The organism is Paraflavisolibacter caeni, assembly GCF_025628885.1.
In the GTDB taxonomy this organism is placed as follows: Bacteria; Bacteroidota; Bacteroidia; order Chitinophagales; family Chitinophagaceae; genus Flavisolibacter; species Flavisolibacter caeni.
The window spans coordinates 147345-158371 of sequence record NZ_JAOTIF010000015.1 but is presented as its reverse complement, the minus strand read 5'-3'; the positions used below and the strand labels follow the sequence as shown (position 1 = coordinate 158371).

Genomic DNA, 11027 nt, shown 5'->3' with positions numbered 1-11027 from the left:
GGTTATGAAATGCAGAATGGCCTAATCCAGCAGGATCTTGCAGTGAAATCAGGTTATTGGCCACTGTTCCGCTTCAACCCTCTGAAAGAAAAAGGACAGCGATTCGTTGTAGATTGTAAGCAACCTTCTATCCCATTAGAAGATTTCCTCTACAATGAAAACCGCTTTGCCACAATAAAGAATAACTTCCCGGATCGTGCATCAGAATTCTTAGAATTAGCCAAAGAAGGCATGATTCACCGCTGGGAAAGAATTGAAGCATTAAAGGGATTATAACAATAATCCCTTCCAAATTACCTTCCAACAAAAAAGAGGGGGTGACACAATAAATTATGTCACCCCCTTTTATATTTTCTTCCCCTAACTACCAAAGTCCTCCTCTTTCATTCCGTTTCACGTAGCCAACCATCACCACCTTTCTTATCTCCCTCCATACTTCTCCTCCGCTCTTACCGTTTTTGCTCGGCGCTTAAACCGCTCCACCTCCTGGAAAAATTCACTTAGAAAAAGATCATCATCATTTCCTCTGGTAATATGGAATTTCATCATGAGATATAGCTTCTTTCTGCTGCCAATAGGCCAGGATGACAACATGCCCATCCGGAGTATGAAGTTGACGGCCAAAAACTGCATTTACCGTATTGAAGGTTACATCTGTTACTCCGACAGTAAAGGTTTCTGGTGCAGTAGGTTCAGCAATCTTTTCATCGTTCCCAACTGTCACAGGTTTCGGTGCAGTTTTAGCAGCAGGTGTTGGCACCATGACCACAGTGTAACCATTGTACTCTAATATTTTTTTTAAAAACCAACTCCTTTCTGGAGTGACACACTTCTCTACAATGGCACATTTCACCCCATCCAGGTCTTCAAACGTATGATTCTGATTGATTGCCATAATATCATTTTATGCTTTAACTTAATTGATTACAATGAACAAATAACTATATACTACATTAATGTCTGTATATACTCATAGAACCAACTAACTAATCCTATTAATACGATTCCGGCCAGGCAAATTCCCAATGCAAAATTTGCCGCCCTGTTATTCTTAATGCTTTGAATAGGATGCCTGCTTTTATCCATAAACATGACTCTTACTATGTTTAGGTAATAGTACAGGGAAATAACAAGGTTTAATGCAGCAAAGATTACAAACCAATAATGTCCCTTTGAAGCACCGGCTGCCAGCAAAAACAACTTACCAAAGAAACCTGCAGTAGGTGGAATGCCTGCCAATGAAAAGAGAGCCAATGCTAGTGTCCAACTTAGGAAAGGATTTGTTTGGTACAGCCCCTTATAGTCATTGATATGTTCTTTTCCTGTATGCGCAGAAATTACAGATACCACTCCAAAAGCAGCCAGATTCGAGAAAACATAGATGAGAACAAAATAAACAACTGAAGCTAAACCCATATCAGCATTGCTGCTCATCCCCATCAAAATAAAGCCCACCTGAGCAATTGAAGAAAAAGCAAGGAAGCGCTTGATGTTTTGCTGCCTGAGAGCGAACAGGTTGCCTATAAACATCGTTGCCAATGAAAGGATCATTAGTAAAGCATACCACACTTCACTCAAAGGCTGGAATACTTTATATAAAACCGTCAAAAAGATGAAAGCCATAGAGCCTTTAGAAATCACAGAAAGAAAAGATGTGACTGCAATCGGGGAACCTTCATACACATCGGCCGTCCAGAAATGGAACGGAACAGCTGAAAGTTTAAAGCCAAAAGCCGAAGCTAGAAAAACAAAGGCCAGGATCTGCATTGCACTAGCGTTAATGTGACCTGGTAATTGTGAAAAATTGATAGTTCCTGTGGCTCCGTAAAATAAAGAAATCCCAAACAACAATATACCTGATGAGAACGCGGAAGACAAGATTAGTTTCATCGCTGCTTCGGAAGACTTTCTCTTCTCCAAATCAAAGTTTGCCAGCGCAGCTACTGGAATGGTTGCCAACTCCAGTGACAAATAGAACATTAAAAGATTGCCACTGGAAATCAGGAAGAACATACCTAATAAGGAAGAAAACATTAATAAAAAGAATTCCGGCAAATGGGAATGCTTCTTCAGCCAGTCCGTGCTGAGCAACGATATTAAAAAAGTTCCTAAGCTCAATATGCTCTTCTGAAAGGCAACCAGCGAATTAGTGATAAACATATCACCAAACAATACGCCTTCCCGGTTAAAGGTAAGGCTTACGAGAAAGTTGACGAACAATAACACCTGAATCAAGGTAAGCAGGGAAGCATTCTGCATGCCTTTACCTACTTTGATAAATAGCAACAGAAAGATCATCACTGCTAAGAACAGTTCGCCTTTCATTAAAATAAAAAAGTCATTTATTTCCATTGTTAATTATTTAGTTGGGAAATCTTTTCAATGATGTGATGAGCACCTGGAGCTACCAGATCATTTAACCAAAAGGGCGCAACCCCTATAACTACAATACCTGTAATCAGGATCACAGCAGCTAATTTCTCATTCCATGAAGCATCTTTAAGTGTCATATAACGCTCCTCTGTTACAGGTCCCATAGCCGTTTGCCCTATGGCCCTCAATATATAAACGGCCGTAACTACAATAGACATACATGCAGCAATGGTTGCCACTCTATAAGGAATTTCCGGCCTCTCCCAGGAACCCATAAACACTGTCATTTCTGCAACAAAACCACTAAATCCTGGCAACCCCAAAGAACATAGACCTACAATAAAAAATATCGTGGTTATAAATGGCATCACTTTCAACAACCCTCCTAACTTTTTAACTGAGCGTGTATGGGTCCGATCATAGATCATACCGATAACAGCGAAGAAAAGAGCCGTCATCAAACCATGCGACACCATTTGAATCACTGCACCGGTAATGGCAGTCTTTGTTAACATGCCGATGCCAAGCAATACAAAACCACAATGGCTTACCGATGAATATGCATTGATATATTTCAAGTCTTTCTGCATCATAGTAGCAAAGGCACCATATAGAATAGCAATAGCAGCAAGGGCAATGATGATAGTGGAGTACTCCTTGGCCCCTTCTGGTAATATATAGGTAGCTACCCGTAAACAACCATAGCCTCCTAATTTCATAGAAATACCAGCTAAGAACATAGAACCTGCTGTCGGTGCCGAGGAGTGGCCATCCGGAACCCATGTATGAAAAGGAAACAAAGCAGTGAATACACCAAACCCAGCAAACAATAAGGGAAAGAGTAACCTTTGTGTTTCTTGAGGAATAGGTAACCGGGAAAGTTTTAACAGGTCAAATGTTCTTTCTGATCCTGCAAAATACACGCCTAGTAAGCCTACCAATACCAAAGCAGAACCACCCATCAACATTAAGGCCAACTTATTGGCACTATATTCTTTTTCACCACTACCCCAAATCCCTATCAATAAAAATTTAGGCAGCACAGCAATCTCTAAAAAGAAGAAGAGCAAGAACAGATCTAAAGAAAGAAAGAACCCATACGCTCCAATACTTAGTAATATAAGCATCAAATAAAACTCCTTCACCATCTTCTGAACATTCCAGGAAACAAGAACACCAGCTATAACAACAAATGCCGTTAATAAGATCATGGCTACAGAAATACCATCCACACCTACATGAAAATGAATATTCCAAGCAGAAAACCAAGTGTAATTCTGCTGAAACAACATCTGTTCCGTATTGCCGGCAGATCGCTCATTTTGAAAAACAAATAACAACGCGAATGCCAAAACCAGTTGAATAGCAGAACCTACCAAAGAAGTCCATTTAACCTGTTGAGCATTCCGCATCAACAACATTGTGACAGCTGTAATAAGCGGTGCTATAATAAGTAACGTGAGATTCATTGGAATGATTTATTTGTTTATACACTCACTGAGCGATATTGGTTTTAAAACTTAATCACATAAATAAGCAATACACCTAGCCCGATAACACCAAATAAAAAGTAGAGCCCATAATGCTGAACCTTACCCGATTGAATAACCTTTATCCTTTCTGACACCGCTTTTGTTGTTGCTCCTGAAAGATTTACCAATCCATCAATTATATTTCTATCGATCCAGGCAGCCGGACGGCCAACCATAGAAAATAGCACCTTTCGGGTAATGAATAGATATATTTCATCTACATAAAACTTGTGGTAAACTAATTTGTAGACCCTGCTCATAAATGAACTGATTTGATCGGCTTTACCATTTTCCTTTTTGAACAATACCATAGCAGAAAATATTCCAAGCAATCCCAAGGTGACTGGAGCAATGGAGAACAACCAGTGGAAAGGCAATGTTAATAAGCTCCCATCTGAACTTACGAACCTACCAAAAGGAATAAACCCGGCAACTGCAGCACCCACCGCTAACAGGATTAAAGGGAGCATCATAGCAAAGCCTCCTTCGCCATGATGCTTGTGTTGTTGGGATGCCTTATACCAGAAAATTCTGAAGTACAGGCGAAACATGTAATAAGCAGTTAGTCCGGAAGTAGCCAGCGCTAGCCAGAAAACAGCAGGATTATGTTCATATGCTGCTAGCAGTATACCTTCTTTACTGAAGAAACCAGAGAAAGGTGGTACCCCTGCAATGGCCAGGCAGGCAATCAAAAAAGTGATATGTGTAATGGGCAAGTGCTTTTTCAAGCCTCCCATATCCTTCATTTCATTACTATGTACATAGTGAATAACGGAACCTGCTCCCAGGAAAAGCAATGCTTTAAAAAGAGCATGAGTAAACAAATGGAACATGGATGCAGTAAACCCAATACCATTCGATCCTCCATAACCAGAAACACCTAATGCAAACATCATAAAACCAATCTGTGACATTGTTGAATAGGCCAATACCCGCTTGATGTCCGTTTGTGTGCATGCGATTAATGCAGCAATTAAGGCAGTAATGACACCTACAAGAGTGATCAACTCTAATACTTCCGGAGCTGAAAGAGCTAAAACGGGGAACAGGCGAGCCACCAGGTATACCCCAGCAACTACCATGGTAGCAGCGTGTATCAAAGCAGACACTGGTGTAGGGCCTTCCATAGCGTCAGGCAACCAAATATGCAAGGGGAACAATGCACTCTTACCAGCACCACCCATGAATACCAATGCAAGTCCCCAGTTCAAAGCAGATATACCTAAAAAGGATGTTGTAACTGCTGTCTTCAATTCACCTGATCCAGGTGAGGTTAATCGCTGAATAAGTGTATTAAAATCAAGTGTGCCCGAATAAAAAGACAATACAAGAATCCCAATCAGGAAACCAAGGTCAGCAAATCTCGTTACTATAAACGCCTTTTTAGAAGCTGCGACTGCAGAAGGCTTATTGTAATAAAAGCCTATTAAAAGGAAGGAAGATACCCCTACCAACTCCCAAAATATATAGATCTGAAAGATGTTGGAAGAAAGAACCAGACCTAACATTGAAAAAGTAAAAAGCGACAGATATGAATAGTAAGTTGAAAACCGCTCCTCTCCTTTCATGTAAGTCAGACTATAAATATGTACCATCAAAGAAATGAAGGTGACAACCATGATCATCATGACTGAAATAGGGTCCAGGATGATTCCCATATCAATACTCAAACCGTTAGAGAATTCCAACCAGGAAAGTTTTAACGGTACCAGTTTCTGGTAAATACCATTTGCTTTTCCGTACTCAAAGAAATATCCAAATGAAGTATAAATGGAAAGCAAAAAACTGACGAAAAGTGATAATGTTCCGGCTAAACCAGAAGTATTCCTAAATATAGATTTCCCAAACAAACCCAGAATTAAAAAACTGGCAAGTGGAAGAAAAGGAATCAGCACTAATATGATGACATTGGGCATAATACTGTTATTATGATTTTAGAACCAAATCAAGTTTATAATGGTCATACTTATTTGTTTACCACTTCAATTCTTCAGCATGTTTTACATCAATAGATTGGCGGCTTCGGTACAAATTGATAATGATCGCAATGGCAACTGCCGCCTCAGCTGCTGCTATAGCCATAATGAATATGGTAAACAAAACGCCGTCTAACTTGTTTGCCCACAAATATTTATTGAAGGCAATAAAGTTGATGTTCACACTATTTAAAATCAATTCTATACTCATCAACATTGTAATCAGGTTCCTCCTGGTAAAGAAACCATATACACCAATAAAGAATAGGGCAGTACTAATCAATAAAAGATGATAAATTCCTGGTTGCATCTTATACCTCTCCTATTTCCTCTTCTACAAGGATTTTTTGTTCTTTTTGATCAATTGTCACCATTTCCGGTTGTGCTTTGTTTTCTTTAGAAACCACTGCAGTAGGAGACTTCATGGCGATTACAATGCATCCTACCATTGCAGCCAATAAAAGCATGCTGATCACTTCGAAAGGCAAGGCATACCCATCTGCATTTGCTGACAATAATCGCCTACCAATGTTACCAACAGAGGGTTCAACTGGTGTACCAGCCGATTTTGTGAATGAATATTTCCAAACCTGTATTATTGTTAAAAGAAATCCGCAAACAGAAGCTAAAACAGATAATAGTTTTCGTCTCAATGATTGTTTTGGCAGTTGTTCTCCAGCCTGATGGGTTAAAAAGATAGAGAATATAATCAGGACTACGATGCCACCAACATACACAACTACCTGAACGGCAGCTATAAATTCATAATCTAACCAGAAATAAATGCCTGCAATACCTATCAAGGAAAAGAGAAGGAAGATTGCTGCCCGGAAGATCTGCCGTGTAGTTACAGCAACCATGCCACAGCCTAAGGTAAGAGCTGCCAGCAAGTAAAATATAATAGTTGAACCATTCATTATTCGATTCCCTCCATGATTTTAGAACCAGGTTTATTTAAAACTTTAGTCAAAAGTTTCCGGTCATATACGCTGTGCTCAAAAGTTTGCTCCATTTTTATGGCATCAGATGGACACGAGCTCACACAGAGATTGCACAGCGTACACATCTCAAGATGGTATACCAGTTTGTCAACTGCTTTTTTCTTCTTCCCCTCAGGAGTGATATCAAATTTGGTAATCACTTTTATGGTACCATTTGGACAGGCCAACTCACAAGCTGTACATCCTGTACAACGGTGCTCGTTCATTTCATTGTGAGGCATGATTACTTCACCCCTGAAACGTTCTGGTAATACTAATGTATCCTTGTTATCCGGATATTGTTGGGTGATTATTTCCTTGTGATGTGTAAAATAGTAGCCAGTACGCTTCATGCCGGTAAGCAATGATTGAACTGCACCCAATACCTCTTTACAATAATCTTTTAAAAACATACGTTTAGTTTATGGCTTTAGAAATGCCAACCCATGATTGCCATAATGGTTATTAAAAGCAAGTTGAACATGCTAATTGGAAGCAAATACTTCCATTCCAGATTGAGTAACTGATCGATGCGCAACCTTGGAAATGTCCAACGGAACCACATGATGACGAATATGAGAAAGAAAGTCTTTCCAAAGAACCAAAGTGAGGACGGAATGTAATCCATCACATGATTGAAACCTTGCCAACTTCCTATATGTAGAGGCATCCATCCGCCAAGGAACAAGGTGGCACCAATCGCACAAACAATGAACACATTGATATACTCTGCCAGGAAGAATAAAGCGAACTTCATCCCTGAATACTCTGTGTGGAAACCAGCAGTTAATTCAGATTCTGCTTCTGCTAAGTCAAAAGGAGCACGGTTTGTTTCAGCCGTCACTGTAACCAAGAAGATTACGAAGGCCACGACGACTGGTATATGCCCCTTAAAAATCCACCAGCCATTTGCTTGCGCATTGATAATATCAGACAATTGCAGGCTCCCTGTTAATACAACAATGGCCAAAATGGACAGTCCGGCCGACAGTTCATAGCTAACAATCTGGGCACCGCTACGCATGGCACCTAGAAGGGAGTACTTATTGTTACTTGCCCAACCAGCTATCAGAATTGCGATCACAGAAAGAGAGGAAATAGCAGTAATATACAACACACCTATATTTAAGTCCCACATCTGGAAGTTCCTGGCGAAGGCTATTGGAGCCATTACCAACATGGCTCCGATCATGGCAACAAATGGGGCCAAATTAAACAAGAATTTATCTGCACCCTTGGGAGTGAGCCCCTCTTTCACCATCAGTTTCAATGTATCGGCCAATGACTGTAACATGCCCTTAGGTCCTACCCGGTTTGGGCCTAAGCGTATTTGCATGTAAGCCGAGACCTTTCTTTCCATAATCACTAATACAAGCCCTAGCAAGGCAAATAACCCAATGACTAAAACACCAACTAATACCATTTCAATTGTTAATGCAATCGCGGGAGAAAAGGTTTGATTCAGCCAATTATCTATTATGCCAGCTATTTTAGAAAAGCTCCACATACAATTACCTCCAAAGGAGAGTTTTATACCATTTCCAATTGAGTAGTAAAGAATTTAAAAGGAGAACATTTTACCTAATTCCATATACTATTCATAGGAAAATGGCTTCAGTTAAAGAATTTTAAATTAATAGTGTTTACCTGTCGATATCAGGTATTACTAAATCCAATGATCCCATCATAGCAACCAAGTCGCCGATCTTTTGGCCTCGAGCCATTTGATCCAACGCACTTAAGTTGGAAAAGCCTGGAGACCTGAATTTGATCCTGTAGGGAGTTGTTCCACCTTCGCTAACAATATAAACACCGAACTCACCTCTTGCAGATTCAACCCGGGAGTAAAATTCCCCTTTGGGTAATTTGATAACAGCCTTTGTTTTAGCTTGGATATCACCCTCAGGAATATTATCAATCAACTGTTCTACTATCGATAAGGACTGCATCATTTCATTCATGCGCACTTGGTAGCGGGCAAAAGAATCGCACCCATATTCCAGGCATTCTTCAAATTGAAGTTGGTTGTAGATTTCATAGGGATATAATTTTCTTATATCGGAACTAACGCCGCTACCTCGAGCAGCCGGCCCACTGCAACCATAAGAAATAGCATCCTCATATGAGAGCATCCCAACCCCTTTTGTTCTTTCCTGGAAAATAACATTATTTGTCACCAACTCATGGTATTCAGGTAATTTGGACTTAAACAACTTTATAAATTCGTGAACCCTTTTTTGGAAGTTTGGATGCAGATCATACATAACACCACCGGGCATCATATAATTCATAGTTAGTCGCGTACCACAGGTTTCCTCCATGATATCATTGATAACTTCTCTTTCACGAAATGCATGGAAGAAAGGAGTTATTGCTCCCAAGTCCATGGCAAATGCCCCCCACCATAATACATGAGATGCAATACGGGTCAATTCATCCATCAATATTCTGATCACCTGTGCTCTAGGTGGAACATCCAATTGCAAGCCTTTCTCCACACACAATACGCAGCAATGATTATTGATATGCGCAGAGAGGTAATCCATACGGCTTGTCGTTAAGATGAACTGTCGGTAAGTCAGGCTTTCACACATTTTCTCTATGGAGCGGTGAACATATCCAAGGTGGGGCTCCACCTTTTTAATCGTCTCTCCATTTAAAGTAATTACGAGGTGCAATACACCATGGGTAGATGGGTGCTGTGGTCCAACATTAATGACAAGGTCATCTTGCTCCGTAGTACGAATCTCTTCCAGCATATTAAAGTTTGATCATATTAACAGGATCTTCATAATCTTTTCTCAAGGGATATCTTTCCCAATCTTCCGGTAAAATCAGGTTACGCAAATCAGGATGGTGTAAAAAATTAACACCAAAAAGCTCAAATACCTCTCTTTCATGAAATTCTGCAGTCTTCCAGATATGGCTTACAGACTCAATCTCCGGATTATCGCGATCCAGCTTAGATTTTACCACAATGTTGTGGCGATGTACTGTTGAAGACAGGTGATACACCATAGTGAGATGCGTCTTCCAATCTACACAAGTCAAACAGAAAAGATAATCGAAGAGTAAATCCGGATGCTTGCGAAGCTTTTTGGCTAAATGCAACCAGTCTGTAGTATATACAGTCAGCCACTCTCCACCATCTTCAAAGCTGGATGTAGACTGTATTCCCGGCAAGGCTGTTAGTAGTTCTTCGTTAAACATGAGAACAGTTTATAGTTTCAAGTTTATGATCTATAACTTAAGATGATCTTTCATATTGGGTTATCTTTTCATACACCTATATCTATCCGAGTTCTTTCTCCTCCATTCCTGATCTTTTCCTGTAAGGCCATTAAAGCATGGATTAAGGCCTCAGGCCTTGGTGGACAACCAGCTACATAAACATCAACTGGAATTATATGATCAGCACCCTTTATTACAGAATACGTATTGTAAAAAAACGGTCCACCACTTGTAGCACATGCCCCCATTGCAATCACATATTTAGGATCGGCCATTTGATCATATAATCTTTTTAATACAGGGGCCATTTTATTAACGATCGTACCGGCGATAATGATCACATCTGCCTGGCGAGGAGTTGCACGGGCTACTTCAAAACCAAACCTGGACCAGTCGTATTTTGCAGAAGCAGCCGACATCATTTCTATAGCACAACAACTGGTTCCGAAAACCAGAGGCCAGAGTGAATTGCTGCGAGCCCAATTAATCAGGTCATTTAATTTGCTGGTAAGAATACCACCTCCAGGCGTTTGATGCACCGTACCTGGAAAAGTTTGTGGGTTATGTTGCTTTAATTCCATTTTAGCGCTCCCTTTTTATGGGCATATAAGAAGCCCATGAACAATATGAAAAAGAAAACAATGATTTCTACCAATGCGACCCACCCTAAGCTTTTAGCAACAACTGCCCAGGGAAACAAAAAGATCAACTCTACATCAAATACAAGGAATATCAATGCAAAAAGGTAATAGCCAACGTTTAACTGAATCCATGTTTTGCCTTGTGTTGGAATCCCACACTCGTACGGCTCTAACTTTTGTTCGTTGGTACTAGCTTTCAATACCAACTTGGCAACCAAAATGGCAATAGAAGAAAAAGCAATGGCAGCTATGATCAGTACGATCATTGAGGTTGGACCCATATGCAATCGATTA

At 40.2% G+C, this 11027-nt stretch carries 13 protein-coding genes; 1 reads left to right on the top strand and 12 read right to left on the bottom strand.

What is annotated here, in order from left to right; genetic code table 11:
- On the top strand, positions 1-276 hold a 276-nt coding region (locus tag OCK74_RS17265), incomplete at its 5' end, for a thiamine pyrophosphate-dependent enzyme (RefSeq protein ID WP_279298312.1).
- 241 nt (positions 277-517) lie between these two features.
- On the opposite strand, the gene OCK74_RS17260 is transcribed toward OCK74_RS17265, so the two are convergent.
- The 12 genes from OCK74_RS17260 to OCK74_RS17205 form a co-directional block, all read right to left on the bottom strand.
- On the bottom strand, positions 518-895 hold the full coding sequence (locus OCK74_RS17260) for a hypothetical protein (protein ID WP_279298311.1): 378 nt from the start codon (positions 893-895) through the stop codon (positions 518-520).
- Positions 896-948: 53 nt separating this feature from the next.
- Positions 949-2352, bottom strand: a complete 1404-nt coding sequence (locus OCK74_RS17255) for an NADH-quinone oxidoreductase subunit N (protein WP_279298310.1) — start codon at positions 2350-2352, stop codon at positions 949-951.
- 2 nt (positions 2353-2354) lie between these two features.
- On the bottom strand, positions 2355-3842 hold the full coding sequence (locus OCK74_RS17250) for a complex I subunit 4 family protein (RefSeq protein WP_279298309.1): 1488 nt from the start codon (positions 3840-3842) through the stop codon (positions 2355-2357).
- 44 nt (positions 3843-3886) lie between these two features.
- Positions 3887-5821, bottom strand: a complete 1935-nt coding sequence (gene nuoL / locus OCK74_RS17245) for an NADH-quinone oxidoreductase subunit L (RefSeq protein ID WP_279298308.1) — start codon at positions 5819-5821, stop codon at positions 3887-3889.
- A gap of 58 nt (positions 5822-5879) precedes the next feature.
- Positions 5880-6191, bottom strand: a complete 312-nt coding sequence (gene nuoK, locus OCK74_RS17240) for an NADH-quinone oxidoreductase subunit NuoK (protein WP_279298307.1) — start codon at positions 6189-6191, stop codon at positions 5880-5882.
- Position 6192: 1 nt separating this feature from the next.
- The gene (locus OCK74_RS17235) at positions 6193-6798 is read right to left on the bottom strand and encodes an NADH-quinone oxidoreductase subunit J family protein (protein WP_279298306.1); all 606 of its coding nucleotides are present in this window, start codon (positions 6796-6798) and stop codon (positions 6193-6195) included.
- Positions 6798-7274, bottom strand: a complete 477-nt coding sequence (locus OCK74_RS17230; RefSeq protein ID WP_279298305.1) for a 4Fe-4S binding protein — start codon at positions 7272-7274, stop codon at positions 6798-6800. Before OCK74_RS17230 ends, OCK74_RS17235 begins: the two co-directional genes overlap by 1 nt.
- A 17-nt stretch (positions 7275-7291) precedes the next feature.
- The gene (gene nuoH / locus OCK74_RS17225; RefSeq protein WP_279298304.1) at positions 7292-8368 is read right to left on the bottom strand and encodes an NADH-quinone oxidoreductase subunit NuoH; all 1077 of its coding nucleotides are present in this window, start codon (positions 8366-8368) and stop codon (positions 7292-7294) included.
- A gap of 136 nt (positions 8369-8504) precedes the next feature.
- Positions 8505-9620, bottom strand: coding sequence for an NADH-quinone oxidoreductase subunit D (locus tag OCK74_RS17220; RefSeq protein WP_279298303.1), 1116 nt, complete (start codon positions 9618-9620; stop codon positions 8505-8507).
- Between the two features lies 1 nt (position 9621).
- Positions 9622-10071, bottom strand: coding sequence for an NADH-quinone oxidoreductase subunit C (locus OCK74_RS17215; RefSeq protein ID WP_279298302.1), 450 nt, complete (start codon positions 10069-10071; stop codon positions 9622-9624).
- Positions 10072-10139: 68 nt separating this feature from the next.
- Positions 10140-10673, bottom strand: coding sequence for an NADH-quinone oxidoreductase subunit B (locus OCK74_RS17210; RefSeq protein ID WP_341483204.1), 534 nt, complete (start codon positions 10671-10673; stop codon positions 10140-10142).
- Positions 10664-11014, bottom strand: a complete 351-nt coding sequence (locus OCK74_RS17205; RefSeq protein WP_279298301.1) for an NADH-quinone oxidoreductase subunit A — start codon at positions 11012-11014, stop codon at positions 10664-10666. Before OCK74_RS17205 ends, OCK74_RS17210 begins: the two co-directional genes overlap by 10 nt.
- Positions 11015-11027: the final 13 nt, after the last annotated feature.

What these genes read in the sequence shown, in the direction of transcription:
- OCK74_RS17260 (WP_279298311.1), bottom strand. Translation starts at nt 895, where the DNA reads ATGGCAATCAATCAGAATCATACGTTTGAAGACCTGGATGGGGTGAAA.
- OCK74_RS17255 (WP_279298310.1), bottom strand. Translation starts at nt 2,352, where the DNA reads ATGGAAATAAATGACTTTTTTATTTTAATGAAAGGCGAACTGTTCTTA.
- OCK74_RS17250 (WP_279298309.1), bottom strand. Translation starts at nt 3,842, where the DNA reads ATGAATCTCACGTTACTTATTATAGCACCGCTTATTACAGCTGTCACA.
- nuoL (WP_279298308.1), bottom strand. Translation starts at nt 5,821, where the DNA reads ATGCCCAATGTCATCATATTAGTGCTGATTCCTTTTCTTCCACTTGCC.
- nuoK (WP_279298307.1), bottom strand. Translation starts at nt 6,191, where the DNA reads ATGCAACCAGGAATTTATCATCTTTTATTGATTAGTACTGCCCTATTC.
- OCK74_RS17235 (WP_279298306.1), bottom strand. Translation starts at nt 6,798, where the DNA reads ATGAATGGTTCAACTATTATATTTTACTTGCTGGCAGCTCTTACCTTA.
- OCK74_RS17230 (WP_279298305.1), bottom strand. Translation starts at nt 7,274, where the DNA reads ATGTTTTTAAAAGATTATTGTAAAGAGGTATTGGGTGCAGTTCAATCA.
- nuoH (WP_279298304.1), bottom strand. Translation starts at nt 8,368, where the DNA reads ATGTGGAGCTTTTCTAAAATAGCTGGCATAATAGATAATTGGCTGAAT.
- OCK74_RS17220 (WP_279298303.1), bottom strand. Translation starts at nt 9,620, where the DNA reads ATGCTGGAAGAGATTCGTACTACGGAGCAAGATGACCTTGTCATTAAT.
- OCK74_RS17215 (WP_279298302.1), bottom strand. Translation starts at nt 10,071, where the DNA reads ATGTTTAACGAAGAACTACTAACAGCCTTGCCGGGAATACAGTCTACA.
- OCK74_RS17210 (WP_341483204.1), bottom strand. Translation starts at nt 10,673, where the DNA reads ATGGAATTAAAGCAACATAACCCACAAACTTTTCCAGGTACGGTGCAT.
- OCK74_RS17205 (WP_279298301.1), bottom strand. Translation starts at nt 11,014, where the DNA reads ATGGGTCCAACCTCAATGATCGTACTGATCATAGCTGCCATTGCTTTT.